Genomic DNA, 25,109 nt, shown 5'->3' with positions numbered 1-25,109 from the left:
ATGACGGCAAACTACACGCAATTTCGCTAGCCTTCCGGAACCTCGCTCTGCTTGAGCCGGGCATCCTCCTCGCGCGCGTTGCGTTGGATCGGCGCGCTGACGGTGCATACGTCAAGGATCTGTCCGCCCAGGGAATGAACCCGGCCCGCGGCAGTAGGCCGCTCACCGCCGCGCGAATGTCGCCGATCAGTTCCTTTTTCTTGAACCGTCTTATGCCACATCGAGATCGTCTTGGGGTCCGGCGCCTTGCGGCGGTGTCCTATCTCCAGGAAGCGTTGGACGCTGCGAGAGGCCAGCACCTGGTGCTCCAACGCCTCGTCGGACGGGTTGAGCAGATTCAACCGGTCGTCGCAACACCAGATTGTTGAACAGATTTCAGATACGCGTCCAGTGCTTCGGCCGGTGTCTTCCAACCAAGCGTTTTTCGAGGCCTGGAGTTGAGTGTATTGGCAACGGCCTGTGGACCGGCCAGATTTCCGTAGACACTCAGTCGCCGCTCTGCGCGTAGCGCCTTTCAAACTCTACCGGTGACACGCCGCCAGCGGAACCATGCCGGCGGATCGGGTTGTAGAACATCTCGATATAGTCGAACACGTCCGATGCCGCCATGGCGCGTGTCGGGTAGATCCGACGCTTGATACGTTCCTTCTTCAAGACGCTGAAGAAGCTCTCGGCCACGGCGTTGTCATGGCAGTTCCCGCGTCGGCTCATGCTCGGCACCATCCGGTGCGCCTTCAGGAACGACTGCCAATCGCTGCTGGTGAACTGCCAGCCCTGGTCGGAGTGCACCATCACGCCAGGACCGGGCTTGCGCCGCCACGCCGCTGCCACCAGTGCCTGCAGCACCAGATCGCTGGTCATTGTCGAAGCGGTTGCCCAACCCACGATCTGGCGCCAATACAGCTCCATTACCGCTGCCAAGAACAGCCAGCCCTCGTAGGTGCGGAGATAGGTGATGTCCGTGACCCAGACCTTGTTCGGGGCCTGCGGAATGAAGTCCCGGTTGAGCACATTCGCCACCACGCCGACCGGACCTCCCCGCTAACGCGGCTTGCTGCCGTAGCCAACCTGCGCTCGCAAGCCTTCGGCCTTCATCAAGCGCCGCACCCGGTGACGGCTGCAACGCTCGCCGGCCTCACGCAGATCCAGGGTGAGCTTGCGATAGCCGTACACCGCGCCGCTGGCCAGCCAGTGGTGCTTGATCAGGCCCAGCAAGCGCTGGTCCTCGCGTTCGCGGACGCTGGTGCCGTTGCGCAGCCAGGCCTAGTAACCACTGCGATGCACGCCCAGCACCCGGCACATCGTCGCCAGACGAAACTCCCGGACGTGCGCACGCATGAACGCGTACTTCGCCCTTACCCCTTGGCAAAGTACGCGGCGGCTTTTTCTAGGATGTCGCGCTCCTCGGTTACCCGCCTCAGTTCGGCCTTGAGCCGGCGAATCTCCGCTGAGTCGGTCGACGCCGCTGCAGCGCCGGCTGCCGGCGCCATCTTCCTGGCGGCCTGCACCCACCCGTATAGCGTGTGCTTGGGAATCCCGATTCGGGAGGCCACATCCACCACCGTGAAGCCGCGTTCGATCACCTGCTTCACCGCCTCGGCCCGGAACTCATCCGTGTACTGCTTGCTGTTGCCCATAAACACCTCGGTCATTGCCATCAATTATGGCGTCCGGATGTCTACGAAAGGCTGGCCGGTCCAAAGGTCAATGACTTGCATGGCAAGTCATTGACTTTCGAGGGCTGTGGACCAGTATTTCACAGTATTTCAGCAACCTGTTAGGGCATCGCCTCCTGCAGGCGATAGCCGGTGCCGGCGCGCTGCTCGCCGCGCCAGCGGTCGAAGGTGCGCACCTCGATGCGGTGCGCGCCGGCGCCCAGGTCGGTCGGCAAGGCGCCGCGCCACAGGTGCGGCGACGGGATCGCTTCCGGCGAGCGGTCGTAGCCGCGCAGCGCCTCGGCCGCATCGTCGCGGGCGTTCTCGGCGAGCAGGTCCGGATCGGGCTGCTGCACGCGCACCATCGGCTTCCATGCGCCATCGTCGATGCGGTACTCGACGCGGCTGTCGTCCTGCCCCATGAACACGTTCGCGTACACCGCCCAGGCCGGATAGGCGCCGCGGCGCAGCACCTTCGGTGCATGCAGGGTCATCTGCGCATCGTCGGCGGCGCGCGCGGCGTGATAGGCCAGCGCGTAGCGGCCGTCGCGCTGCACCATCAGCAGCGCGTAGCCGTTCGGGGTGCCGTCGGCCATCGTCGCCGCGGGAATGCCGTCGGCATCCTTGGCGCCGGACCAGAACGCGCCGCAGGCCGCGCCCACGTTGTATTCGTGCAGCGGCTGCGCGCCATGCCAGCCGTCGTCGGCGCCGTGATAGTAGTGACGCTGGGTATGGCTGTGGCCGCTGAGCACCAGCACGTGCGGAAACGCCTGCAGCAGCGCCAACAGGCGCGCGCGGTCGGCATGGCGGAAGGTCTCCTTGCCCGGCGCGGCGTCGAACAGCGGAATGTGCATGCCCAGCACCAGCAGCCGCTGTTTCGGCAGCGTCGCCAGGTAGGCCTGCAGGAACGCGAACTGGTCCTCGCGCAGGCCGCCGATGTACTTGGGTTGCTGCTGCGGCTGGTAGACCACGTCGTCGAGGAACACGAAGCTGGCGCCGCCCTCCTCCACCGCGTAGGTGTCCGGGCCGTAGGTCGCGCGCCAGCTGGACAGCGAGCCGGCATCGTCGGCCGCATCGAAGTTCAGGTCGTGGTTGCCGGGCACATGGAACCACGGCACGCCGAGCTTGGTGGTTTCGGCGTTCAGCGCCGGATACAGCGACAGGTCGTCGCTGACCACGTCGCCCAGGGTGGTGCCCAGGCGCGCGCGGGTCTTGCCGCGCAGCGGCGCGACGATGGTGCGCGCGTAGTAGCCGACGTCGGTCATCGAGGCCGTCTGCGTGTCGGCGAACACCAGCACCTCGGTGCTGGCCGTTGCCGGTTGCGCGCGCAACGCGAAATCCCAGCCGTCGGTGGCGCCGCCGGTCGGCGCGATGCCCGGATACTTGAGCGCGGGCGATCCGGCCGGCGCATAGTGCCGCCAGTAGGCCGGCAAGCCGTTGCCGGCGCTGGCGAAGGCGTAGCCGTCGGGCTTGATCACGAACACCGTGCGCCCCGGCTCCACCTGCAGCCGGTAGCGGCCCTGCGCATCGGTGCGCACGATGTGCACGCCATCGGACACCTGCACGCCGGCGAGGCCGCGCTCGCCGCTGCCGCGGCCCGCCTGGCCGTCGCGCTCCTGGTAGACGCTGCCGCTGATCGTCGCCGTCTGCGCCAACGCGGGCGCGGCGGCGGTCAACAGGCACAGAAGCACTACGGCGCGCAGCGACATGCGTGAGGTCCTGCAATCGGGGAACCGCGATTGTAGCCATCCACCGCGGCACGGCGATGACCGCCGTCGCCCGCGCCTACTGGTGCCGCGCTTCCAGCGCCGCGACCGCGTCGGCCAGGGCCAGGCCGCGCGCGCGCAGCAGCACGGTCAGGTGGTACAGCAGGTCGGCCGATTCGCCGAGCAGCTCGGCATCGCCCTGCGCCACGCCGGCCAATGCGGTCTCCACGCCTTCCTCGCCGACCTTTTGCGCGATGCGCCGCGTGCCCTTCTCGAACAGCTGGGTGGTGTAGCTGCCGGGCGGACGCTCGCGTTCGCGCTGTGCGACCAGCCGGTCGAGCGCGCCCAGGAACTGGCCCGGCGCCTGCGGGAAGCAACTGCTGCGGCCCAGGTGGCAGGTCGGCCCGTGCGGGTGCGCGGTGACCAGCAGCGTGTCGCGGTCGCAGTCGGTCTCGATCGACACCAGGTCCAGGGTGTTGCCCGAGCTTTCGCCCTTGGTCCACAGGCGCTGCTTGCTGCGGCTGTAGAAGGTGACCTTGCCGCTGGCGCGGGTCGCGGCCAGCGCGTCGGCGTTCATGTAGCCGAGCATCAGCACGCGCAGCGTGGCCGCGTCCTGCACCACCACCGGCAGCAGACCGTCGCCCTTGCTCCAGTCCAGTGCCGCATCTGCGGTCGCGGTCGCGACGGCGGCTTCGTGCTCATGCGCCATCGCGCACCTCGATCTGTCGTTGGCGCAGGAAGCGCTTAAGGTCGGGAATCGGAATCGCGCCGCTGTGGAACACGCTGGCGGCCAGCGCGCCGTCCACGTCGGCCTGTTCGAACACGTCGGCGAAATGCTGCATCTGCCCGGCGCCGCCGGAGGCGACCAGCGGCACCTTGCACAGCGCGCGCACCTCGAACAGTTGGGCGATGTCGTAGCCGCGGCGCACGCCGTCGTGGTCCATGCAGTTCAGCACGATCTCGCCGGCGCCCAGCTGCTGCGCCTCCACCACCCAATCGACGGTGCGCACGCGCAGCGCCTGGGTCTTGCTCGGGTCGCCGGTGAGGCTGCGCACGCGCCATTGGCCGTCGTCCTCGCGGATCGAATCGATGCCGACCACCACGCACTGCACGCCGAAGGCCTCGGCCAGCTCGGCGATCAGCGCCGGCCGCTCCAGCGCCGGCGAGTTGATCGAGATCTTGTCGGCGCCGGCGTGCAGCACCGCGCGCGCGGTGGCCACGTCGCGGATGCCGCCGGCCACGCAGAACGGGATGTCGATCAGCCGCGCCGCGCGCGCGACCCAGGCGTAGTCCACCGAGCGCCCTTCCGGGCTGGCGCCGATGTCGTAGAACACCAGTTCGTCGGCGCCCTGGTCGCGGTAGCGCAGCGCCAGTTCGACGATGTCGCCCATGTCGACGTGGTCGCGGAACTTGACTCCCTTGACCACGCGTCCGTCACGTACGTCCAGGCACGGGATGATGCGCCGGCTCAGCATGCCAGCGCCTCGTCCAGGCGCAGCCGGCCTTCCAACAGCGACTTGCCGAGCACCGCGCCGGCGCAGCCGACCTCGCGCGCGGCGCGCACGTCGGCGGCGTCGCGGATGCCGCCGGAGGCCTGCACGTCCAGACCCGGCGCGATCTCGCGCAGGTAGGCGTACAAGGCCAGGTTCGGCCCGGACAGCATGCCGTCGCGGGCGATGTCGGTGCACAGCAGGTGTTCCAGCCCGGCCGCGGCATATTCGACCGCCAGCGCTTCCAGGGTCAGCGAGGAGGTCTCGGTCCAGCCCAGGACCGGCAGCCGCCAGACGCCCTGCGCGTCCTGGCGCGTGTCCAGGGCCACGGTGATGCGCTCGGCGCCGAACTCGGCCAGCCATTCCAGCACCGACTCGCGGTCGCGCACCGCCAGCGAGCCGATCACCACCCGCGCCGCGCCGGCGTCGAGCATGCGTTGCACGTCGGCGCGCGAACGCACGCCGCCGCCGGTCTGCACCTGCAACCCGGTCTGCGCGCCGATCCGGCTCAGCAGCGGCGCCAGGGTGTAGCCGCCGGCGCGCGCCGCATCCAGGTCGACCAGGTGCATCCAGCGCGCGCCGGCATCGGCGAAGGCCTGCGCGCGCGGCACCGGATCGTCGCCGTAGTGGGTTTCGCGGGCGTAGTCGCCTTGCGCCAGCCGCACCACGCGGCCGTCGCGGATGTCCAGCGCGGGATAGACGATGAAGCTCATGGGAAATCGGTCTCGAGGAAGTTGCGCAGGATATGCGCGCCGGTGCTCGCCGAGCGCTCGGGATGGAACTGCGCGCCGCAGCGGCGGCCGCGCTCCACCACGGCGGTGAACAGGCCGCCGTGGTCGCAGGCGGCCACGGTGTCGGCGGTGACCGGTGCGGCGTAGCCGTGCACGAAATAGGCGCTGGCGTGCTCCGGCAGGCCGTCCAGCAGCGGCGACGGACGCATCGGCAGCAGCCGGTTCCAGCCCATGTGCGGAATGCGGATGCCCAGCGCCGGCGGCATGTGCCGGACCACGCCGCCGAGCAGGCCCAGGCAATCGACATCGCCTTCTTCCGAATGCTCGAACAGCAGCTGCATGCCCAGGCAGATGCCGATCAGCGGCGCCTGCAGCGCGCGCAGCGGCGCGATCAGGCCTTGCTCGCGCAAGCGCGCCATCGCATGCGGCGCGGCGCCGACCCCGGGCAGGATCACCCGGTCCGCGCCCTGCAGTCCGGCCGCGTCGCGCACCAGCCGGGCTTCCACGCCGAGGCGCTCGAGCGCGTAGCGCACCGAGCCGAGATTGGCGCCGCCGGCATCGATCAGGGCGACGTCGCTCATCGCAGCCCCCCTTCGCGAGCGGCACGCATCACGGCACGCCCCTTCACAACACGCCCTTGGTCGAAGGCAGCGCGGCGCCGTCGCGGCGCACGGCCTGGCGCAGGGCTCGCGCCAGCGCCTTGAAGCAGGCCTCGACCTTGTGGTGGTCGTTGTCGCCGTGCACGCGCAGGTGCAGGTTCAGGCCGGCGGCATCGCACAGCGAGCGGAAGAAGTGCGGGACTAGTTCAGTCGGCATGTCGCCGACGCGCTCGCGCCGGAACTCGCCCTCGAACACGAAGTACGGGCGCCCGCTGAAATCCAGCGCGGCGCTGGCCAGGGTCTCGTCCATCGGCAGGGTGAAGCCGTAGCGGCCGATGCCGCGCTTGTCGCCCAGCGCCTGGCGCAGGGCCTGGCCCAGCGCCAGGCCGGTGTCCTCGATGGTGTGGTGCTCGTCGATGTGCAGGTCGCCGGCGGCGCGCACGTCCAGCGCGAAGCCGCCGTGCTTGCCGATCTGCTCGAGCATGTGGTCGAAGAACGGCAGGCCGGTGGCGCAGTGCGGGTCGCGCGCCAGGTCCAGGTCGATCTCGACCGAGATCCGGGTTTCCTTGGTGTCGCGCTGCACGGCGGCGCGGCGCGGCGCATCGGCCAGTGCGTGGGCGATGCCGGCCCAGTCCCAGTCGCCGCCGAACTGCTCGGTCTTCAGCTGGAAGCCGCGGATGCGCAGGTTGTCGGCGAACTGGATGTCGGTGAGGCGGTCGCCGACCATCGCCGAACGCGCCCAGTCGATGCTGCGGTCCTGCAGGTATGGCAGCATCAGGCCGATGCCCGGCTTGCGCGTGGGCGCGTTGTCGGCCGGCCAGCTGCGGTCGACCAGCACCTCGCGGAACGCGATGCCCTGGCTGGCGAAGATCTGCAGCATCAGGTCGTTGGGGCCGTCGAACGCGGCCTGCGGATAGGCCTCGCCGCCCAGGCCGTCCTGGTTGGTGACGATCACGAACTGGTAGCCGGCATCACGCAGCTTCAGCATCGCCGGGATCACCCCTTGCACGAAGCGCAGCTTCTCGTAGGCGTCGATCTGGAAATCGGCCGGCTCCTCGATCAAGGTGCCGTCGCGGTCGACGAACAGGATCGGGGTCATGCCGCCGCCCTCCCCGCCTGCAGCGCGCCGAGCACGCGCTGGTTCTGTTCCGGGGTGCCGACGGTGATGCGCAGCGCATCGCCCAGGGTCGGTGCGGCACGCTGGTCGCGCACCACCACGCCGGCGCCGAGCAAGGCGCGGAACGCGGCGTCGGCATCGTCGAAGCGCACCAGCAGGAAGTTGCCCTGCGAGGGATACACCCGGCGCACGCCGGGCAGCGCGGCCAGCGCGGCGTGCATGCGCTCGCGCTCGCGGCCGATCTCGGCCACGCGCGCCGCGGTCTGGCGCAGCGGCTCGGGTTGCAGCGCGGCCAGCGCCAGCTGCGTGCACGGCGCCGGGATCGGATACGGCGCCTGGCAGCGGCGCAGCACCGCGATCAGCGCTGGATCGGCGATCACGCAACCGATCCGCGCCGCGGCCAGCGCATGCGCCTTGGACAGCGTGCGCAGCACCGCCAAATTGGCGTGGCGCGCCAGCAGCGCGGTCGCCGAGGGCACGTCGGAGAATTCGCCATAGGCCTCGTCGACCACCAGCAGGGCGCGCCCCTGCAGGCGCTCGGCGGCACGTTCGATGTCGGCCAGCGCGATCGCCGCGCCGCTGGGATTGCCCGGCGCGCACAGGAACACCAGCTTGGCCATCTGGCTCAGCGCCGCCTCCACCACCGCATCGACGTCGGTGACCAGGCCGGCCGCGTCCTCGCGCAACGGCACCTCGACGATGCGCGCATTCTGCAGCCGCGCGCACACCGCGTACATGCCGAACACCGGCGGGGTGATCACGATCGCGTCGCGGCCCGGCTCGCACAGCGCGCGCAGCAGCAGGTCGATGGCCTCGTCGCTGCCGCGGCCGAGCAGCAGTTGTTCCGGCGCGCAGGCGTACAGCGACGCCAGGGCGGCCCGCAATGCCGGCGGCTGCGGGTCCGGATAGCGGCGGTTGCCGGCGTCGCGGTCGGCGGGATTGGCCCAGGCCGATTCGTTGGCGTTGAGCCAGACCTCGCCCTGCAGCGCGCTGCTGCGCGCCGACGAATACCCGGCGAAATCGCGCAGATCGTGCCGCACCAATGCCAGTATCGATCCCGGCGCCTGCGTCTCGAACGGCGCGCTCATGCCGCCTTCTCCATGCGCAGCGCCACCGCATTGGCGTGCGCGTCCAGGCCCTCGGCGCGCGCCAGGGTCACCGCGCAGGCGCCGATCGCGGCGATGCCGGCACGGCTGGCCGCCTGCACGCTGACGAAATTCTGGAAGCTGGCGACGCTGACCCCGCTGTAGGCGCGCGCCGCGCCGTTGGTCGGCAGCACGTGGTTGGTGCCGCTGCAATAGTCGCCCAGCGCTTCGGGGGTGAAATCGCCGAGGAACACCGAGCCGGCGGCCTCGACCCGCTCCAGCCAGGCGCGCGGTTCGCGCAACGCCAGGATCAGGTGCTCGGGCGCGTAGCGGTTGCTGATCGCGAAGGCGTCCTCGAGCGCGCCGACCTGGATCAGCCGCGACGCGGCCAGGGCCTGGCGTGCGATCGCCGCACGCGGCAGCGTCGCCAGCTGACGCTCGATCTCGTCCTCGACTGCGTCGATCAGGTCGGCGCTGTCGGACAGCAGCAGCACCTGCGAATCCGGGCCGTGTTCGGCCTGCGACAGCAGGTCGGCGGCGACGAAGGCGGCATCGGCGCCGACATCGGCGATCACCAGCACCTCCGACGGGCCGGCCGGCATGTCGATCGCCGCCGCGCCGGCCTGCGCCACCTGCTGCTTGGCTTCGGTCACGTAGCCGTTGCCCGGCCCGAACAGCTTGTCGCACGAGGGCAGCGACTCGGTGCCGAAGCCCATCGCCGCGATCGCCTGCGCGCCGCCGAGCTTGAACACGCGATCCACGCCGGTCAGCCTGGCGGCGACCAGCACCGCCGGATCGGCTGAACCGTCGGCGCGCGGCGGCGTGCACAGCACCACCTCGCGGCAGCCGGCCAGCGCCGCCGGCACGCACAGCATCAGCGCGGTGGACGGCAGCGGCGCGCTGCCGGCCGGCACGTACAGGCCGACCCGGCCGATCGGCCGCACCACCCGCTCGCAGACCACGCCCGGCGCGGTTTCCACCGCATACGGCTGGGTCATGCCGGCGCGGTGGAAGCTCTCGATCCGCGCCGCGGCCTGCGCCATCGCCTCGCGCAGCAGCGCCGGCACCGCGGCTTCGGCGGCGGCGAACTCGTCTGCGGTGACTTCGAAACTCTGCAGCACCACGCCGTCGAAACGCGCGGTGATCTCGCGCAATGCCGCATCGCCGCGGCCGCGCACGTCGTCCAGCAGCTGCGCCACCGCGGCGCGGGTCTGTGCGGCGACGGTCTGCGCCGGCCGGGTCAAGGCCTGCGTGCGCGCTTGCGCGTCGAGCGAATTCCAGTCCAGTCGGTTCATGCCAACGAGCGCTCCACCGTCAACACCATCAAGCTCTGCGCGCCGGCGCGCTCCAGTTCCTCCATGCGCTGCCAGGTGATCGCCCCGTGGCACATGGTCTGCAGCTGCAACGGACCGTCGCCGTCGCCGGGCAGTTGCACCAGCGGGTCGGCATCGGGCAGCAGCCGGGTCAGTTCGGCGACGTGGTCGCGCGAGGCGCGGAACATCAGCAGCTTGCTGTCGCGCAGCTTGAGCACGCCGTCGAGCCGACGCAGCAGCATCGCCGCCAGCCCGGCGCGGGCGTCGCCCGGCTCGCGCACCGGCCCGGCCAGCACCGCCTCGCTTTCCAGCAGCGTCTCCACCGGCTTGAGCTGGTTGGCGGCCAGGGTGGCGCCGCTGGAGACCAGGTCGCAGATCAGGTCGGCGGTGCCCAGGCGCGGCGCGATCTCCACCGAGCCGGACAGCTCCACCACCTGCGCGTCGATGCCGCGCGCCTGCAGCCAGTCGGCCAGCACCGCCGGATAGCTGGTGGCGATGCGCTTGCCCTGCAACTGCTCCGCGCCGGTCCACTCCCAGCTGTCGGGCACCGCCAGCATCAGCCGGCACTGGCCGAAGTTGAGCTCGCGCAGCGCGCGGTAGGCCTCCGGCATGCCATTGCGGCGGCGTTCGCCGGCCTGCTCTTCCAGCTCGTTGCGGCCGACGATGCCGAAATCGCAGACGCCGTCGGCGATCAGCCCGGGGATGTCGTCGTCGCGCACCAGCAACAGGTCCACCGGCAGCGACTCGCCGTAGCAGAACAACTTGTCGCGGCTCTCGCGCCAGCTCAGCCCGCAGGCGGCCAGCACCGCGCGGGCCGGCTCGGCCAGGCGGCCGCTCTTCTGGATCGCGATACGCAGCCGGTCACGCGCCGGCGCTGCCAGGGAAGCACTCATCAGGACATCTCAATGGGAATCGGAAGGGCGCACCGCTTGCCGGCGCAGCGCCGCGGCATAGCCGCCGGCGCCGTATTCCAGGGTCCGCGCGACGCGGCCGATGGTGGTGACGCTGACCTGGGTCAGCTCGTGGATCTCGCGATACGGCACGCCCTTGAGCAGCAGCGGCACCACCCGCCAGCGGTCGGATATCGCTTCCAGTTCGGCAGGCGTGCACAGGTCCTGCAGGAACGCAGCGACCTCCTGCGGCTTGCTCAGGTGGGCCAGGGCCCGCGACAGCGCCCTGAACGGGGCGTCGTCGCGATCGGTTGCGGGGGCGGGTCGTTGTTTCATTGCGATAATGTAATAGCGTGTTAGTACATTAACGCCATTGGACGGCATGGGTCAAGCCGCGGCGGGCGGGCGTTCGGTGGGAGTGTTCGATGCCGATGGATGCGAGGCCGCCATGCGACCGGTCGCAGTTGAAGCCGCTCCTACAAAAGCACGCACACCGCTCCCTGTAGGAGCGGCTTCAGCCGCGACAGGCACTCGCAGCGAACACCGGCCAAGGCGCGCGCGTACCGCGCCGCCTGGACCGCATGCCAGGCCCGCTCAGGCCATCGCCTTGGCCTGCTCCAGCTCGACCAGCAGGGTGCCGGCCAGTTCGTCGCGGGCGACCTCGAACTGCTGCTCGCGCACCAGGTCCTTGACCGCGACCACGCCGCGCGCCAGTTCGTCGTCGCCGGCCAGCACCACGAAGCGGATGCCGGCACGCGCGGCGTACTGGAACTGCTTGCCGATCTTCTTCGGCTCCATCTGCACTTCGGTATTGATGCCGCCGATGCGCAGGCGGCGGGCGATGTCCAGCGCATCGGCCAGCCTGGCCTCGTCCATCAGCGCCACCATCGCCTGCACGCTGCTGGAGGCGATGCCCTCGATCAGCCCGGCCTCGCGCAACTGCCAGAACAGGCGGGTCAGGCCGATCGAGATGCCCACGCCCGGCAGCTTGGACTTGCTGTAGTGGCTGGCCAGGTCCTCGTAGCGTCCGCCCGAGCAGATCGAGCCGATCTGCGGGTAGTCGGTCAGCAAGGTCTCGTAGACGGTGCCGGTGTAGTAGTCCAGGCCGCGGGCGATGGAGAAGTTCAGGCAGTACGCGGTTTCCGGCACGCCCAGCGCCTCGACCAGGGCCAGCACCTCGCGCAGCTCGGCCACGCCCTGGCGCAACGTCGCGCTCGATTCCGACGCCGTGGCCAGCGCGTCCAGCCGCGCCAGCGCGTCGTCGTGGCCGCTGGAACGCACCGCGACGAAGCCGAGGATCTGTTCGACCTGCGCGGCCGGGATCGCGAAACCCTCCCCGGCCAGCGTCTCGCGCACGTAGTCGGCGCCGCGCTTGTCGAGCTTGTCGACCTCGCGCAGCACCGCCAGCTGGCGCTCGCCCTCGGCCACGCCCAGGCTCTCGAAGAAGCCGCGCATCAGCTTGCGGTTGTTCAACTGCACCGCGAAGGCGCCGATACCCAGTTCGGCGAACACCGCATGGATCACCGCCAGCACCTCGGCGTCGTAGCGGATGCTCAGCGCGTCCTTGCCGATCACGTCGATGTCGCACTGGTAGAACTCGCGGAAGCGGCCGCGCTGGGCGCGCTCGCCGCGGTACACGCGCTGCATCTGGTAGCGGCGGAACGGGAAGCTCAGCGCGTGCTCGTGCTCGGCCACGTAGCGCGCCAGCGGCACGGTCAGGTCGAAGCGCAGCGCCAGTTCCGGGAGGGAGTGTCCCGGCAGCCCGCCCTCGCCGCCGGCGTCGGGCGCGGCGGCATTGGCCAGCGCCCCGGTGGACTGCACGAAATACACCTGGCGCTCGGTCTCGCCGCCGGACTTGGTCAGCAGCACGTCGGACAGCTCGAACACCGGCGTCTCCACCGGCAGGAACCCGAACCGCTCGTAGTTGCGGCGGATGACGTCCAGCATGCGCTGGAACGCGATCTGCTCGCGCGGCAGCAACTCCATGATGCCGGGCGGCGTACGGGGCTTGATCACGTGCAAAACTCCTGCGGTTCCGAGCGAGCGAAGGACCAATTCTAGCCGCACCGGCCGCAGCCGGCCGCATCGTCGTATCATTTCCCCGCCGCCGCCATGCCCATGACCAGGCCTCTTTCCGGATTCGCCCTGTCCTATGCCGAGCCCGCCCCGGTATGGGACACGCGCACGAACGAATGCCTGCACTGCGCAGTGCGCCACCTGGCGATCTGTTCGGCGCTGGGCCGCGACGAGGTGCAGGCGTTGGAACGGGCGACGACGTCGCAGACCTATGCCGCCGGCGCCACCGTGGCCCGCACCGGCAAAGCCCGGCAGGCCGTCTACACCGTCGCCTCCGGCGCGTTGCGACTGTTGCCGACGCTGGCCGACGGCCGCCGCCAGGTGGCCGACTTCGTGCTGCCCGGCGATTACGTGGGGCTGAGCGAATCGGCCAGGCACCGCCACGACATCGAAGCGATCGCCGACAGCCGCGTGTGCCGGGTTCCGCTCGTGCAGATGCAGCAGTTGCGCGGCCAGTTGCCGCAGCTGGAGCGCAAGCTGCTGCAGCGCGCCTGCCTGGAACGGACGCCGCGCAGGACGCGGCGCTGGCGCTGGCGCGCCTGCAACCGACGGAGAAACTGGCCGGTTTCTGCTCAAGCTGGCCGCGCTCGCGGCCCGCCAGGGCGACCCCGGCAACAAGGTGACCCTGCCGATGGGCCGCGGCGACATCGCCGACCATCTCGGCTTGACTATGGAAACGGTCAGCCGCACCTTCACCAAGCTGCGCCAGCAGGGCCTGATCGCGCTGCCGCAGTTGCACGTGGTCGAGATCCGCGACTTCGCCGCCCTGCATCGGCTGGCCGCCGACGAGGCGTGATCGGGGTGCGGCGGCGTTTTTTTCGCCAGCCCGGCTCCTGTCCCGCGGCACCGCGCCCGCACGGACTTACCCACAGGTTTCCAGGGCAACGCTCCACATACGTTGTGGACAACCGCTGCGGACGCGGTCCTAGCAGCTCGATTGCCGGCGCACCGCACGTTGCCTCCGTCGCCCGGTGGGAGGAAAGGCCGTGCCTGCGTCCAGGTGCGCCACGCTCTGTCGCAGGACCGCCCGTCTCTTCGGGGTTTGGGGCGCAATGGAACGGAAAACCGGCATAAGCCGCTCAGTCCTCGTACGCAAGGCTTTCCGGATAGATCGCAGTGATGGCTGACAACGTGGCTTGGATGCTGTTGAGTGTTTTCAGCCATTCACCGATCTGGAGTTCAATGTCGTTGGTCAGGTCAAACAGTTCGTGGATTTCGACCGACGTTCCGGACTTACGCACTGCCTGCGCCGATCGATGCAACTGCAGCAACTCATCGCGCATCGCGGACAGACCGCCTTCGCTGGAGTTAGCCAGCGCGGTACGCAACCGATCCAGGGCGTCCACAGCACACAAGATCGCCGACGTGTCGAGGCCGTCCTCAAGGGCTTGCCACTCTACTTCCGTGATTGGAGCCATACGCTGATTCCTCAATCCTTCACGGGCGGCCAGCCGCCAAGCCGAGATCGAGCACAGCACGCGGGCGGCTGGGTATTACGTCGCGGGCGTGTACCGCGAGAAGGCCTCCGGCGCCGATGCGGACCGGCCCGAGTTGCTGCGGATGATCGCCGACCTGCGCCCTGGCGAGGTCGTCGTTGCCGCGTCATCGCCAAGGCTCGATGAGTCTCTCCCTGATTTCCAGGTTCCGCTGAACTCAAAGGTCATTGTTCGGCGTTTCGTCGGCGGTTGGCGTGTGAACGCACGCATCGGACGCTTATGCCGGTTTTCCGTTCCACTGCGCCTCAAACCCTCTTCCAAGACCGGCGGCCTGACATTTTTTTGACATTTCGACAATTTTTCGACATTACATAAATGAGAATGACTCGCATAACCAACCACACAGGCAGTGAGTCGATGCAAACGGAGCAAAAGGCGGACTTGGCGGCGGGCGACGGGGCCGATGCGGCGCGGCTGCACGCAATTGCACGGTGGCGCAGCACCGGCCGGCCGCGGCCATGGGTGATCGCCGGGCTGTTACTGCTGGCCAGCGGCAGCGCCACGGCCGGGGAAGGCCTGTTCGCCCGCACCTACACCACCGATACCACGCCGGTCGGGACGTACGAGTTCGAACAGGTGTTTCGGGACCGCTCGCAACGCGCGTTCGGACAGTTCGAGGCGATCGATTCCTCCACCGAGATCGAATACGGCTTCACCGACAAGCTGCAGGGATCGCTGTACCTCAACAGCGTCCACATCGCGGCCAACAAGTCGCCCGACGACGACGATCCGCTCGGCGGCACCGGCTTCACCCGCCACGGCACCTATGGACAGAGCGTCTCGGCGGAATTCATCTACCGTGCCCGCAGCCCCTACGTCGACGGCTACGGCCTGGCCTTCTACGTCGAACCGTCCTACATGTTCCACGACCTGCACAACGGTCTGAAGTACGACGGCACCTACGAGCTGGAGACCGGCCTACTGCTGCAGAAGGACTTCTACGACGACCGCGTGGTGCTTGCCTACAACCTGTTCCTGGAAGTGGAGAACATCCGCTTCCAGGGCGAGGCCGACCACACCAGCGAGTTGGATTTCAACAACAGCCTCGGCCTGAGCTACCGCTTCCGCCCCAATTGGTCGGCGGGACTGGAGATGCGCAACCACAACGAGATCGGCTCGTTCCACGTGCACGAGCATTCGGTGTACTGGCTCGGGCCGGTGCTGCACTACGGCGGGCGCAAGGCCTGGTTCACCCTCGGCTGGCTGGAGCAGGTGTATGGCGATCCCAATGGCTACCAGGACGACGCCTACGTCGGCAACCATCTGTTCCTGCGTTCGCACGAGCGCCGCGAGATCTCGCTGAAGTTCGGCGTGCCGTTCGGCGGATGACACGCTTCGCGGCGGCGGCACGGGCCTGGCCTGCGCCGCCGCACCTGCGGATCCGGCGCCTGTCCGCGGATCCGGCCACGATCCCCCCTTGGGCATCCGCATGCACTACCGATTCGCCGCCATTCCACTGATCGCGCTCGCCGCGGCCCCGTCGCATGCGACGACCTACCTGACGCTGGAGCAGGCGCAGGCGCAGATGTTCCCCGGGCGGACGCTGACGCCGGACTTCCGCACCCTGGACAGCAGCCAGATCGCCGCCATCGGCAAGGCCGCCGGGGTCTCGCCGCTGTCGCCGGAACTGAAAGCCTGGCGCGCCTCGGGCGGCGGCTGGCTGATCGTGGACCATGTGGTGGGCAAGCACGACTTCATCACCTTTGCGGTGGCGCTGGATGCGGCCGGGGCGGTCGCCGACGTGGAGATCCTGGAGTACCGCGAAACGTACGGCGGGCAAGTGCGCGAACCTGGATGGCGCAGCCAGTTCGTCGGCAAGACCGCCGATTCGGCGCCGCAACTGGGCAAGGACATCCGCAACATCTCCGGCGCCACGCTGTCGTCCAAGCACCTCACCGACGGCGTGCGCCGCCTGCTCAAGACCTATGCGCTCGTCCTGCGCCACGCCTGAGCGGGAGGACATCCGGCGCTGCAAACCGCTGCTCGGGACATTCGTCGAGATCCGCGTACCCGCCGGCTGCCAGGCCGCCGCGGACCTGGCGTTCGCGCAGATCGCCCACGTGCACGCGCGCATGTCCTTCCATCAGGAGGACAGCGACCTCGCCGCACTGCGCCGGGCCCCCCCCGGCAGCGCCGTCCAGGTCGACCCGGACACGGTCGAGGTCCTGGCGCTCGCCAAGGCGTTGCACCGGCGCTCGTCCGGCCTGTTCGACGTGGCCGTCGGCGCGCGTCTGGTGGCGTCCGGCTTCCTGCCGAGGCCGCCCGGCATCGACCTGCGCCGGATGCGCGGCACGACCGCGGACCTCGAGATCGTCGGCTGCGACCGGGTGGCATGCCGGCGCGGGCTGCTGATCGACCTGGGCGGCATCGCCAAGGGCTTCGCCGTGGACCGCGCCATCGCCTGCCTGCGCCAGGCCGGGATTGTGCGGGCGGTGGTCAACGCCGGCGGCGACCTGCGCGTGCTCGGACATGCGCAGGTCCATCTGCGCGGCGGCAAGCAGGCCATCGACGGCGTCGTCGAACTGCACGACAGCGCCATCGCCAGTTCCAGCAACCTGCACCAGCGGCGCCCCTACCGCGGGCGCGAGCACAGCCCGCACCTGGACGGACGCGGCCGGCCGGTGCTGTCCGCGGGCGCGGTCAGCGTCGTCGCGCCGTGTTGCGTCCTGGCCGATGCGATGACCAAGATCGCGCTGCAGGCGCCGGCGCTGGCGGACGCGATGCTGGCCAGCCACGGTGGTTTCGTGGTGCGCCAGGCCCCGCCGCCGGGCCTGGCGGCATGAGCGCACACCCGGCCTCGGCACGGCTGGCGCGCTGGCAGGTGCTGCTGCTCGCCGGCAGCGGCGGGGCGCTCTGGTGCAGCGGGATCGCCTGGCTGCTGCTGCACCATCTGTGGCAGCTGCAGGGGCCGTACGGGCCGGAAGTGAATCCCGGCGAGCCATGGATGCTCCGCACCCATGGCGCGGCGGTGCTGGGCTTCGTGCTGGGCGTCGGCAGCCTGACCGCCATACACTTCGTGCAGGGCTGGCACAACCGTAGGCAACGCTGGATCGGGCTGGGACTGTTGCTGCTGGCCGGCGCGCTCGGCGTCAGCGGATACCTGCTGTACTACGTCGCCGACGAGGACGCGCGGCAGTGGATCAGCGTGCTGCACTGGGTCGCCGGCATCCCCGCCCTGCCGCTGTTCCTCTGGCATTACCGGCGCGCGCGCCGCTTGCGCAGGCGCGCGCGGCCAGAGGGACCCACCTGATCGCGACCGATCGGCCGCGAATGATGAATGGTTCAGTATGACGGCATGCCTTGTGATGCGCATGGGCATAGACTGCGATCAGCAGCACACCTGCGGCGGCGCCGCGGTGCCGGTGGGGGGCCTTACGGAGGACAACCATGCGCGTCGCCATCGATGTGCAGCAAGACCCACGCGCCTGCGTGATGTTGGATCGCGAAAGAGAACTGGAATTCTGGAAGGCGCAGTTCGCGCAGGCTCCATTCCACCAGCCCGGACATACGTTCTTCGACTACGAGCCGGCGCTGAAGCTGGCCTACGACGCCTACCTCAAGTACCACGGCCAGCGCTTCGAGGACGTGGTGCCGCACCTGCGCGAGGTGTTCCTGCGCGACCACCCGCGCTCGCGCCTGGACTGGCTGCAGGTCCGCAGCGTGGTGCAGGCCGCGTGGCAGCGGATGCAGCCGCAGGAGCAGGGGCAGGCGTGAACCTGCGCGCCGGCGCCGGTTGCGACGGCGGCCGCTGCGGCGGTCATCAGCCGGCCAGCAGGCGCGCACGCAGCGCCGCGTAGTCCGGCGCGATCGGCTCGGCATGCGCCGGCCGCTGCAGCAATGCCGCCAACGCCGGCGGCACGGGCACCGGCTGGCCGATCAACGGCTCGACCACCACCTCGAACTTGGCCGGGTGCGCGGTCGCGGCCACGGCCCAGTCGCCGGCGTCGGCGCCCTCGGCGCGGATCTGCTGCAGCACGTGCAAGGCGGTCGCGGTGTGCGGGCAATGCACCTCGCCGTAGCGGCGGAAGCGTTCGCCGATCAACTGGCGGATCTGCGCATCGTCCACCGAATAGGACTGGAACTGCGCACGCAATGCGGCGTCGCCGCCGCGGTACAGCCAGCGCAGGCGCTCGAAGTTGCTCGGCGCGCCGACATCCATCGCATTGGCGACGGTGGCCACGCTGGGTTGCGGCGCATAGTCGGCGCCGGCGAAGTAGTCCGGCAGCACGCGGTTGGCGTTAGTCGCCAGCACGATGCGGCCCAGCGGCACGCCCAGCCCGCGCGCCAGGATCGCCGCCAGCGCATTGCCCAGGTTGCCGGTCGGCACCACCAGGTGCAGCGCCTGCGCATGCGCGGCATGGTGGAGCAACGCGCTGTGCGCGTAGTAGCTCATCTGCGGCAGCAGCCGGCCCAGGCTGATGCTGTTGGCCGAGCTCGACGGCGCCTGTGCGTGCAGCTCGGCATCGTTCAGGGCCTGCTTGACCAGCGCCTGGCAGTCGTCGAACGTGCCGGCCACGCGCAACGCCTGGATGTTGTCGCCGAAGCATCCCAGTTGGTGCGCCTGGCGCGGCGACACGCGCCCGTCCGGATACAGCACCACCACGCGCAGCCCGGGCTGGCGATGGAAGGCGGCGGCGACGGCGGCGCCGGTGTCGCCGGAGGTGGCGACGAGGATGGTCAGCGGCGTAGCGGTGTCGCGGCGCAGCCGGGTCAGGCAGGCGGCGAGGAAGCGCGCGCCGAAATCCTTGAACGCGGCGGTCGGCCCGTGGAACAGTTCCAGGGCGTGGTCACCGGACGTGGCCAGCGGCTGCAGTGGCGCGTCGAAATCGAAGGCTTCGGCGCAGATCGCCGGCAGTTCGGCGGCGAGTGCGTCGCCGTCGAAGAACGGCGCCAACAGGCACGCGGCGGTCTCGGCCAGGCTGGCGCCGGGACGCAGCTCGCGCGCCGGCGGCATGCGCTCGGGAACGTACAGTCCGCCATCGGGCGCCAGGCCGGCGACGATGGCCTGGCTGAGGGTGGCGGTGGGGGCGGCATTACGGGTGGAGATGAAGTTCATCGCGATCCATCGGTAGTAAGGAATTCGATCCGCACGGTTGCTCTGGACGTTGCTGTTGTTCTAGCGGTTGCCTTTGCTGTTGCTACTGCCGTTGCTGTTTTCGCTGCCGTCCCTCGTGAGGGCCGGCGTGCTCGCTGACCCCGCGCTTGCGCGGGGCGGTCTGCCCGGGGGCGGTTTTCTTTTGCTTGGCGGAGTCCATAGTGAAGCGCAACACGCCTTGGAATGAACCGATGCAAACGTCCTATTTGCAATTGAGTGCCCAAGAGCGGGATGCGCGGATGGCGATGCAGCTTGAGCAGGCCAGTGCCCGTGCCATGGCGCGTGCGCTTGGACGCGCGCCGAGCACGATCACGCGTGCGTTGCGACGCAATGGCGACGTGCCCGCGCGCGAGCAAGGGACGGATGGGACGCTCACGCATTGCCGGCGGCTACGACGCACATCGGGCTGGCGTGCGTAGCCGGCGCGTACGCAGGCAGGCGCGGCGTCCGCGCAAGTTGGCGCTGGAAGGCGCGTTGTGGTCTCAGCTGCGGCTGTTGCTTGAGCAGGGTTGGTCGCCCATGCGCGTTGCCGTCACACGCAAGCGTCAACACCCTGGGCAGCCTGCCTTGCTCGCCGCCCACGAGACGATTTACACAAGGATCCACCCGGCTCCACGCGGCGCGCTTGGCAAGGAACGGGGGGCATCGCTGCGCCAAGGGCACGGTGCTCGCAAACCGCGCACGCCCGGTACCGACCGGCACGGGATGCTGCAGGACATTGTCGGCATTCACATGCGCCCGCCCGGAATCGATGACCGGGTCATGCCCGGACACTGGAGGGAGACTTCATCAAGGGCGCACGCCACCAGTCCTCGGTGGGTGTGTCGGTTGAACGCACCACGCGGCTGGTGGTGCTGGCCAAGATGGTGGATGCGACGTCCGCTTCGGCGCTGTTGGGATTGACGGCCAAATTCAATGCGATTGCCGAACCGATGCGTCGGAGTCTGACCTATGACCGGGGCAAGGCGATGGCGCAGCATGCACAGTTCAGTGCGAACACCGGTGTGCATGTGTCCTTTTGCGATCCGTACAGCCCGTGGCAGCGATGGACCTGCGAGAACAGCAACGGCTTGCCGCGCCAATCCCTGCCCAAAGGGGCCAACCTGTCGGTCTATTCGCAAGATCGACTCGATGCCATTGCCGACCGCCTCAACACCCGGCCGCGCAAAGCGCTGGACTGGAGGACGCCGCTTCAAGCATCTGCGCTGGCATTGAGTGGTGATTCTCACCCGATCCATCCCCAGTCGGTCATGGGTTGCTGTTGGAGATTGAAACCGCCCTCGACAGCGGTCCGTCCCGGGACATCATCCTGCCGTCCGGAGTCCCGAGTCCAGGCCCTACCAGCGCGGAGCCTTGGTCAACGGCGGCGCCTGATGCTGCCGGTCGTAGGCGCGCAGGTCGTCGCGGATATGCGCGATGCGCTGGCGGCCGAGGGCGTTGCGGCTGTCGTCCAGGACCACGCCGTCGAGCAGCTCGCCCATGCGCTGCACCGTCGGCAGCATCTTTTCCCAGGCGTCGAGCGCGCTCAACGGCGCCGGCAGGGTCAGGAAGAAGGCGATCGCCGGGGTCTCCATTTCGCGGATGCGGGCCATCTCGAAGCTGCCCGGCTTCATGATGCTGGCCATGCTGAAGATCGGGCCGCGTTCGGAATGGCCTTCGACCAGGCGGTGGAACACGTTCATGTGGCCGAACACCAGCCCGGTCTTCTCGGCGGCGACGACGATGTCTTCGCCGCGCAGCACCTGGCCGGCGCGTGCGGCCACGTACAGCGAGACGATCTTGTCGAAGTCCTGACTGGGCCGCTTGCCGAGTTCGGCGCTGGCCGATTCGGGGGCGGGCAGGCCCAGTTCGGGCTGGCCCAGGGCCCCGTCCTGGCCGGTTGCGGCGCCGGCCTCGCCGTCGATGGGCGGCGCGGCATCGCCGAGCGAAGGCTCGCGGCGCGGCGCGGCCGGATCGGCCGGTTCCACGCGCCGGCCCTGGGTCGGTTTCTTCGGGCGGCCGAACAGGAAGATCGCCGCGATCAGCAGCAGGCCGGCGGCGAGGATGCCGATGCGTAGCAGTGCCATGTCGGACATTCGGAGGTTACTCCGGCAGGGGTGCGTAGGGGGAAGACACGGTATTTAGCATGTCACGTCAGGCCGCGCCCGCCAAACGCGCAGCTTCCTCCAGGTCCACGCTGACCAGGCGGCTGACGCCGGGCTCGCGCATGGTCACGCCGCTGAGCTGATGCGCCGCTTCCATCGTCGCCTTGTTGTGGCTGACGAACAGGAACTGCACCTTCTCGCTCATTTCCTTGACCATCGCCGCCAGGCGGCCGACGTTGGCTTCGTCCAGCGGCGCATCGACCTCGTCGAGCAGGCAGAACGGCGCCGGGTTGAGCTGGAAGATGGCGAACACCAGCGCCACCGCAGTCATCGCCTTCTCGCCGCCGGACAACAGCGAGATGCTGGACACGCGCTTGCCCGGCGGCCGCGCCATGATCGCCACGCCGGTGTCGAGCAGGTCTTCGCCGGTGAGTTCCAGATACGCGTGCCCGCCGCCGAACAGGCGCGGATACAGCGCCTGCACGCCGGAATTGACCCGGTCGAAGGTATCCTTGAAGCGGCCGCGGGTCTCGCGGTCGATCTTGCGGATCGCGTCTTCCAGGGTTTCCAGCGCGGTGTTCAGGTCCACGTCCTGCGCCTCCAGGTACTCGGCGCGCTGCGCGGCCTCGCCATACTCGCTGATCGCGGCCAGGTTGACCGGCTCCAGGCGGCGCATGCGCCCATCGATTTGCTGCACCGCCTGCTCCCATTCGGCCGGATCGGCCTGCTCGGGCAGGCCATTGATCACGTCCTCGAGCACGAAGCCGGCCTTGACCACCGCCGCCGACAACTGCTCGGCGCTGAGCACCAGCGCCTGCTGCTCGAGGCGGCGCTGGGCGATGCGCTCGCGCTGCGCCAGGGCCTGTTCGTCGCGCTGCTGGCGGGTCTGCTCCAGGCCGCGCAGTTCGTTGTCGATGCCGTCCAGTTGCGCGCGCGCCTCGCCGAGCACGCGGTCGCTGCGCACGCGTTCGCTCAGCGCGGCCTGGTGCTCGGCTTCCAGCGCATGCACCGGCGAATCGCCTTCGTTCAGCTGCGCGCTGAGCTCGCCCAAGCGCGAATCCAGTTGCCCGCGCTGGTTGCCCATGCGCTCCAGCGCCTGGCGCAGCGAGGCGATCTGCGCGCGTTGCGATTCCAGGGTCAGGGCCAGCGCGTGCGCGGCCTCGCGCACCCGCCGCGCGGCGTCGCGGGCCAGGTCGCGCGCTTCGGTGAGCTGGCGGCGCTCGCTCTCCAGCGCGTGCCGGGTGGTTTCCAGGTCGCCCATGCTGGCGACCGCATCCTCCAGCTTGGAACGCGCCGCGCGCGCCTGCGCGCGGCTGCCGTCCAGGGTTTCCAGCAACTGCGCGATCTCCACCTCGATGCGCTCGATGCGGGTGCGCGCGGCGTCCACCTTGCCCTGCTGGCTCTGCAACTGCCCGGCCAGTTCGGAGACGCTGCGGTGGGCCTGGTACAGCTGGCGCTGCGCGTCCTCGCGCTGCTGCTCGGCGGCCAGCGACTGCTCGCGCAAGTTGGCCAGGCGCTGGTCCAGTTCCGCTTCGCGGTCCTGCAAGGCGTCGATCTGGCCGCGCAAGGCCTGGATCTCGCGCTCGCGCAGCAGCGCGCCCTGCTTGGCCGCGCCGGAGCGCGACACCCGCAGCCAGCCCTCGCCCAGGCGCGCGCCGTCGCGGGTGACGATCGAATCGCCCTCGCCCAGCTGCGGCAGCAGGGCGCGCGCGGCGGCGAGGTCGTCGGCCGCATGCAACCGCGCCAGCAGCCGACGGATCGCGATCGGACCCTGTACCTTGGCGGCAAGCGAGGTCGGCGCGAAGTCGCCGGTCTGTTCTTCGCCGCTGACCAGGGCGATGCGGCCTTCGCCGAGTTCGCCTAGTGCATCGACCAAGGTCTCCGGCGCATCGACCAGCACGCCCTCGATCAACTGCCCGAGTGCGCCTTCGACCGCGTTCTCCCAGCCGCTTTCGACGCTGATGCGCTCGCCCACGCGCGCCGCCGAATCCAGCCCGCGCGCCTGCAGCCAGGCCACCGCGGCGCCCTGCTCCTGGCCGAGCGCGGCCTGCTGCAGGGTTTCCAGCGACGACAGCCGGCCGCGCGCGGCCTGCGCCTGTTTGCGCACCTCGGCCAGCTCCGCCTGCGCGGTGCGCTGCTGCTCCTGCAGCGCCGCCACCGCCTGCTTGCGGGTTTCGACCTGCGCGTTGAGCCCGTCCAGCGCGGCGCGCCGGGTCTGGTGCTGCAGTTCCACCTGCTCGAAGGCGGCGGCCAGCGCGTCCAGGTCCAGTCCGGCGCGCTCGGCGACCAACGCCTCGCGGCGGCGCTCGGCTTCCAGCGACTGCCGGTCCAGGTAGTCGACGCGGGTACGCTCGACCTCGCCGGCACGCAAGGCCTCGGCGGTGTAGCGCTGGTGCGCTTCCCAGCGCTGCTGCCAGTCGCCGAGCGTGCCCTCGACCTCGCGCAGCGCCTCCTGCTTGCATTCGTTGTCTTCCTGCAACTGCTCCAGCTGCGGGCTGGCCACGTCCACCGATTCGCGCAGCAGGCCCAGCTTGGCCTCGTCGCCGCTGATGTGCTGGCCGAGCTCGACCAGCGCCAGCTGCGCTTCGTCGCGCGCCTTGTGCAGGCGCTGCGACAGATCGCGCTGGTGCTGGATCTGCTGTTCGATGCGCGCCAACGTGCTGCCGACCTGGTAGACCTCGGCCTGGGCCTTGTTCAAGGCGTCGGCGGCCTCCTCGCGGCGCACGCGGCCGGTCTCGATCCGCGCCTCGGCATCGCGCTGTTCGGCGATGAACTGCTGCAGGCGCGTCTCTTCGTAGCCCAGCGCCTCGCGCAGGCCCTGCAGACGCCCGTCCAGGCCGCGGTACTCCAGCGCCTTCCACTGCGCGTCCTTGACCCGGCGCTCTTCCTGCAGCGCCTGGTACTGCTCGGCCTGGCGCGCCTGGCGCTTGAGGTGCTCGAGCTGCTTGCCGATCTCCTCGCGCAGGTCGCCCAGGCGCTCCAGGTTCTCACGGGTATGGCGGATGCGGGTCTCGGTCTCCTTGCGCCGCTCCTTGTACTTGGAAATGCCTGCCGCCTCCTCCAGGTACACGCGCAGATCCTCCGGGCGCGCCTCGATGATCTGGCTGATCATGCCCTGCTCGATGATCGAGTAGCTGCGCGGCCCCAGGCCGGTGCCCAGGAACAGGTCGGTGATGTCGCGGCGACGGCACTTGCTGCCGTTGAGGGAGTAGCTGCTGCTGCCGTCGCGACTGACCTGGCGCTTGACCGAAATCTCGTTGAACGCGGCGTACTCGCCGGCGATGGTGTGGTCGGAATTGTCGAAGATCAGCTCCACCGTGGCCTGCGACACCGGCTTGCGCGCCGAGGAGCCGGAGAAGATCACGTCGGTCAGCGAGTCGCCGCGCAGGCGGCTGGCCGAGCTTTCGCCCATCACCCAGCGCACCGCGTCGATGATGTTCGACTTGCCGCAGCCGTTCGGACCGACGATGCCGGTCATGTTGGTCGGCAGGTGCAGCGTGGTCGGATCGACGAAGGACTTGAAGCCGGACAGCTTGATGGTCGACAGGCGCATGGGGGCGGGCAATCCGTGGCAGGCGCGGCCGGCGGGCCGGCACACGCTGCCGCTAATGAATATCCAGGTGAAGTCCTGCTTCCAACCCCTTGATACGGCTATGATCGCCGGACAGGAAACAGGCACGAACCGGTGAGTATAACGGCCCCAGCGGGCGCCGGGGCCGGAGGTCGCAAACGAAACGGGCACCTTGCGGCGCCCGTTTCGGTAGAGCTATGG

At 69.5% G+C, this 25,109-nt stretch carries 22 protein-coding genes and 4 pseudogenes; 9 read left to right on the top strand and 17 right to left on the bottom strand.

Going from position 1 to position 25,109, the window contains the following annotated elements; translation table 11 throughout:
- Window positions 1-26 precede the first annotated feature (26 nt).
- From G4Q83_RS07630 to hisS, 13 genes and pseudogenes are all read right to left on the bottom strand, one after another.
- Window positions 27-341 carry a transposase gene (locus tag G4Q83_RS07630; RefSeq protein ID WP_128421398.1) on the bottom strand — a complete coding sequence of 105 codons (315 nt, stop codon included), beginning with the start codon at window positions 339-341 and terminating at the stop codon, window positions 27-29.
- 145 nt (window positions 342-486) lie between these two features.
- A pseudogene (locus tag G4Q83_RS07625) lies at window positions 487-1,637 on the bottom strand (IS3 family transposase).
- A gap of 140 nt (window positions 1,638-1,777) precedes the next feature.
- On the bottom strand, window positions 1,778-3,364 hold the full coding sequence (locus G4Q83_RS07620; RefSeq protein ID WP_128420009.1) for a calcineurin-like phosphoesterase C-terminal domain-containing protein: 1,587 nt from the start codon (window positions 3,362-3,364) through the stop codon (window positions 1,778-1,780).
- Between the two features lie 76 nt (window positions 3,365-3,440).
- Window positions 3,441-4,070, bottom strand: coding sequence for a bifunctional phosphoribosyl-AMP cyclohydrolase/phosphoribosyl-ATP diphosphatase HisIE (gene hisIE, locus G4Q83_RS07615; protein WP_128420008.1), 630 nt, complete (start codon window positions 4,068-4,070; stop codon window positions 3,441-3,443).
- Window positions 4,060-4,836 carry an imidazole glycerol phosphate synthase subunit HisF gene (hisF, locus tag G4Q83_RS07610; protein ID WP_128420007.1) on the bottom strand — a complete coding sequence of 259 codons (777 nt, stop codon included), beginning with the start codon at window positions 4,834-4,836 and terminating at the stop codon, window positions 4,060-4,062. Before hisF ends, hisIE begins: the two co-directional genes overlap by 11 nt.
- On the bottom strand, window positions 4,830-5,564 hold the full coding sequence (gene hisA, locus G4Q83_RS07605) for a 1-(5-phosphoribosyl)-5-[(5-phosphoribosylamino)methylideneamino]imidazole-4-carboxamide isomerase (protein WP_128420006.1): 735 nt from the start codon (window positions 5,562-5,564) through the stop codon (window positions 4,830-4,832). The genes hisF and hisA overlap by 7 nt, the downstream gene beginning before the upstream one ends.
- The gene (gene hisH, locus G4Q83_RS07600) at window positions 5,561-6,163 is read right to left on the bottom strand and encodes an imidazole glycerol phosphate synthase subunit HisH (RefSeq protein ID WP_128420005.1); all 603 of its coding nucleotides are present in this window, start codon (window positions 6,161-6,163) and stop codon (window positions 5,561-5,563) included. The genes hisA and hisH overlap by 4 nt, the downstream gene beginning before the upstream one ends.
- A gap of 43 nt (window positions 6,164-6,206) precedes the next feature.
- Entirely contained in the window at window positions 6,207-7,280 is a 1,074-nt protein-coding gene (hisB, locus tag G4Q83_RS07595; RefSeq protein WP_128420004.1) for a bifunctional histidinol-phosphatase/imidazoleglycerol-phosphate dehydratase HisB, read from the bottom strand.
- Window positions 7,277-8,386 carry a histidinol-phosphate transaminase gene (gene hisC, locus G4Q83_RS07590; protein ID WP_128420003.1) on the bottom strand — a complete coding sequence of 370 codons (1,110 nt, stop codon included), beginning with the start codon at window positions 8,384-8,386 and terminating at the stop codon, window positions 7,277-7,279. The genes hisB and hisC overlap by 4 nt, the downstream gene beginning before the upstream one ends.
- Window positions 8,383-9,678 carry a histidinol dehydrogenase gene (gene hisD, locus G4Q83_RS07585; RefSeq protein ID WP_128420002.1) on the bottom strand — a complete coding sequence of 432 codons (1,296 nt, stop codon included), beginning with the start codon at window positions 9,676-9,678 and terminating at the stop codon, window positions 8,383-8,385. Before hisD ends, hisC begins: the two co-directional genes overlap by 4 nt.
- Window positions 9,675-10,589 (bottom strand): ATP phosphoribosyltransferase, encoded by a 915-nt coding sequence (gene hisG / locus G4Q83_RS07580; RefSeq protein ID WP_128420001.1) that lies wholly within the window; start codon window positions 10,587-10,589, stop codon window positions 9,675-9,677. Before hisG ends, hisD begins: the two co-directional genes overlap by 4 nt.
- A gap of 9 nt (window positions 10,590-10,598) precedes the next feature.
- Window positions 10,599-10,922, bottom strand: a complete 324-nt coding sequence (locus G4Q83_RS07575) for a YerC/YecD family TrpR-related protein (RefSeq protein ID WP_128420000.1) — start codon at window positions 10,920-10,922, stop codon at window positions 10,599-10,601.
- Between the two features lie 258 nt (window positions 10,923-11,180).
- Entirely contained in the window at window positions 11,181-12,602 is a 1,422-nt protein-coding gene (gene hisS, locus G4Q83_RS07570; RefSeq protein ID WP_128419999.1) for a histidine--tRNA ligase, read from the bottom strand.
- Window positions 12,603-12,704: 102 nt separating this feature from the next.
- On the opposite strand from hisS, the pseudogene G4Q83_RS07565 reads away from it, so the two are divergent.
- Window positions 12,705-13,458, top strand: a pseudogene (locus G4Q83_RS07565) (Crp/Fnr family transcriptional regulator).
- 283 nt (window positions 13,459-13,741) lie between these two features.
- Here G4Q83_RS07565 and G4Q83_RS07560 read toward each other — a convergent pair.
- Window positions 13,742-14,080 carry a transposase gene (locus tag G4Q83_RS07560; RefSeq protein WP_128419998.1) on the bottom strand — a complete coding sequence of 113 codons (339 nt, stop codon included), beginning with the start codon at window positions 14,078-14,080 and terminating at the stop codon, window positions 13,742-13,744.
- Window positions 14,081-14,111: 31 nt separating this feature from the next.
- Between G4Q83_RS07560 and G4Q83_RS07555 the strand changes: the two are divergent.
- The 6 genes and pseudogenes from G4Q83_RS07555 to G4Q83_RS07530 all read left to right on the top strand — a co-directional run.
- Window positions 14,112-14,279: pseudogene (locus G4Q83_RS07555) on the top strand (recombinase family protein); the annotation flags it as partial.
- A 236-nt stretch (window positions 14,280-14,515) separates the two neighbouring features.
- A complete protein-coding gene (locus G4Q83_RS07550; protein WP_128419997.1) occupies window positions 14,516-15,487 on the top strand; it encodes a DUF6662 family protein in 972 nt (323 codons plus the stop codon).
- Between the two features lie 100 nt (window positions 15,488-15,587).
- Complete coding sequence (locus tag G4Q83_RS07545; RefSeq protein WP_128419996.1) at window positions 15,588-16,109, top strand: FMN-binding protein; 522 nt, start codon at window positions 15,588-15,590, stop codon at window positions 16,107-16,109.
- Entirely contained in the window at window positions 16,084-16,941 is an 858-nt protein-coding gene (locus G4Q83_RS07540) for an FAD:protein FMN transferase (protein WP_128419995.1), read from the top strand. The genes G4Q83_RS07545 and G4Q83_RS07540 overlap by 26 nt, the downstream gene beginning before the upstream one ends.
- The gene (locus tag G4Q83_RS07535) at window positions 16,938-17,408 is read left to right on the top strand and encodes a hypothetical protein (protein WP_128419994.1); all 471 of its coding nucleotides are present in this window, start codon (window positions 16,938-16,940) and stop codon (window positions 17,406-17,408) included. Before G4Q83_RS07540 ends, G4Q83_RS07535 begins: the two co-directional genes overlap by 4 nt.
- A 137-nt stretch (window positions 17,409-17,545) precedes the next feature.
- Complete coding sequence (locus G4Q83_RS07530; RefSeq protein WP_128419993.1) at window positions 17,546-17,872, top strand: hypothetical protein; 327 nt, start codon at window positions 17,546-17,548, stop codon at window positions 17,870-17,872.
- 46 nt (window positions 17,873-17,918) lie between these two features.
- Here G4Q83_RS07530 and thrC read toward each other — a convergent pair whose 3' ends face one another.
- Window positions 17,919-19,214: a threonine synthase gene (gene thrC / locus G4Q83_RS07525; protein ID WP_128419992.1), complete on the bottom strand. Its 1,296-nt coding sequence runs from the start codon at window positions 19,212-19,214 to the stop codon at window positions 17,919-17,921.
- Window positions 19,215-19,444: 230 nt separating this feature from the next.
- Here thrC and G4Q83_RS23175 point away from each other — a divergent pair, with 230 nt between their 5' ends.
- Window positions 19,445-19,672 carry a helix-turn-helix domain-containing protein gene (locus G4Q83_RS23175; RefSeq protein ID WP_246432316.1) on the top strand — a complete coding sequence of 76 codons (228 nt, stop codon included), beginning with the start codon at window positions 19,445-19,447 and terminating at the stop codon, window positions 19,670-19,672.
- A 396-nt stretch (window positions 19,673-20,068) separates the two neighbouring features.
- Window positions 20,069-20,362, top strand: a pseudogene (locus G4Q83_RS23170) (IS30 family transposase); the annotation flags it as partial.
- 228 nt (window positions 20,363-20,590) lie between these two features.
- On the opposite strand, the gene zipA reads toward G4Q83_RS23170, so the two are convergent.
- Window positions 20,591-21,328: a cell division protein ZipA gene (zipA, locus tag G4Q83_RS07515; protein WP_128419991.1), complete on the bottom strand. Its 738-nt coding sequence runs from the start codon at window positions 21,326-21,328 to the stop codon at window positions 20,591-20,593.
- Between the two features lie 58 nt (window positions 21,329-21,386).
- Window positions 21,387-24,890: a chromosome segregation protein SMC gene (gene smc, locus G4Q83_RS07510; protein ID WP_128419990.1), complete on the bottom strand. Its 3,504-nt coding sequence runs from the start codon at window positions 24,888-24,890 to the stop codon at window positions 21,387-21,389.
- Window positions 24,891-25,109: the final 219 nt, after the last annotated feature.

The sequence above is a fragment of the Xanthomonas theicola genome, from assembly GCF_014236795.1.
In the GTDB taxonomy this organism is placed as follows: Bacteria; Pseudomonadota; Gammaproteobacteria; order Xanthomonadales; family Xanthomonadaceae; genus Xanthomonas_A; species Xanthomonas_A theicola.
The sequence above is the reverse complement of the archived record's forward strand: the minus strand, read 5'-3'. Positions and strand labels throughout refer to the sequence as shown.

Excerpts from the sequence above, each read along its gene's own strand:
- zipA (WP_128419991.1), bottom strand. The coding sequence starts at position 21,328 with ATGTCCGACATGGCACTGCTACGCATCGGCATCCTCGCCGCCGGCCTG.
- hisD (WP_128420002.1), bottom strand. The coding sequence starts at position 9,678 with ATGAACCGACTGGACTGGAATTCGCTCGACGCGCAAGCGCGCACGCAG.
- hisA (WP_128420006.1), bottom strand. The coding sequence starts at position 5,564 with ATGAGCTTCATCGTCTATCCCGCGCTGGACATCCGCGACGGCCGCGTG.
- G4Q83_RS07530 (WP_128419993.1), top strand. The coding sequence starts at position 17,546 with ATGCGCGTCGCCATCGATGTGCAGCAAGACCCACGCGCCTGCGTGATG.
- smc (WP_128419990.1), bottom strand. The coding sequence starts at position 24,890 with ATGCGCCTGTCGACCATCAAGCTGTCCGGCTTCAAGTCCTTCGTCGAT.
- hisH (WP_128420005.1), bottom strand. The coding sequence starts at position 6,163 with ATGAGCGACGTCGCCCTGATCGATGCCGGCGGCGCCAATCTCGGCTCG.
- G4Q83_RS07550 (WP_128419997.1), top strand. The coding sequence starts at position 14,516 with ATGCAAACGGAGCAAAAGGCGGACTTGGCGGCGGGCGACGGGGCCGAT.
- G4Q83_RS07575 (WP_128420000.1), bottom strand. The coding sequence starts at position 10,922 with ATGAAACAACGACCCGCCCCCGCAACCGATCGCGACGACGCCCCGTTC.
- hisF (WP_128420007.1), bottom strand. The coding sequence starts at position 4,836 with ATGCTGAGCCGGCGCATCATCCCGTGCCTGGACGTACGTGACGGACGC.
- G4Q83_RS07540 (WP_128419995.1), top strand. The coding sequence starts at position 16,084 with ATGCGCTCGTCCTGCGCCACGCCTGAGCGGGAGGACATCCGGCGCTGC.
- hisIE (WP_128420008.1), bottom strand. The coding sequence starts at position 4,070 with ATGGCGCATGAGCACGAAGCCGCCGTCGCGACCGCGACCGCAGATGCG.
- hisB (WP_128420004.1), bottom strand. The coding sequence starts at position 7,280 with ATGACCCCGATCCTGTTCGTCGACCGCGACGGCACCTTGATCGAGGAG.
- G4Q83_RS07545 (WP_128419996.1), top strand. The coding sequence starts at position 15,588 with ATGCACTACCGATTCGCCGCCATTCCACTGATCGCGCTCGCCGCGGCC.
- hisG (WP_128420001.1), bottom strand. The coding sequence starts at position 10,589 with ATGAGTGCTTCCCTGGCAGCGCCGGCGCGTGACCGGCTGCGTATCGCG.
- G4Q83_RS07535 (WP_128419994.1), top strand. The coding sequence starts at position 16,938 with ATGAGCGCACACCCGGCCTCGGCACGGCTGGCGCGCTGGCAGGTGCTG.
- hisC (WP_128420003.1), bottom strand. The coding sequence starts at position 8,386 with ATGAGCGCGCCGTTCGAGACGCAGGCGCCGGGATCGATACTGGCATTG.
- G4Q83_RS07560 (WP_128419998.1), bottom strand. The coding sequence starts at position 14,080 with ATGGCTCCAATCACGGAAGTAGAGTGGCAAGCCCTTGAGGACGGCCTC.
- G4Q83_RS07620 (WP_128420009.1), bottom strand. The coding sequence starts at position 3,364 with ATGTCGCTGCGCGCCGTAGTGCTTCTGTGCCTGTTGACCGCCGCCGCG.
- G4Q83_RS23175 (WP_246432316.1), top strand. The coding sequence starts at position 19,445 with ATGCAAACGTCCTATTTGCAATTGAGTGCCCAAGAGCGGGATGCGCGG.
- thrC (WP_128419992.1), bottom strand. The coding sequence starts at position 19,214 with ATGAACTTCATCTCCACCCGTAATGCCGCCCCCACCGCCACCCTCAGC.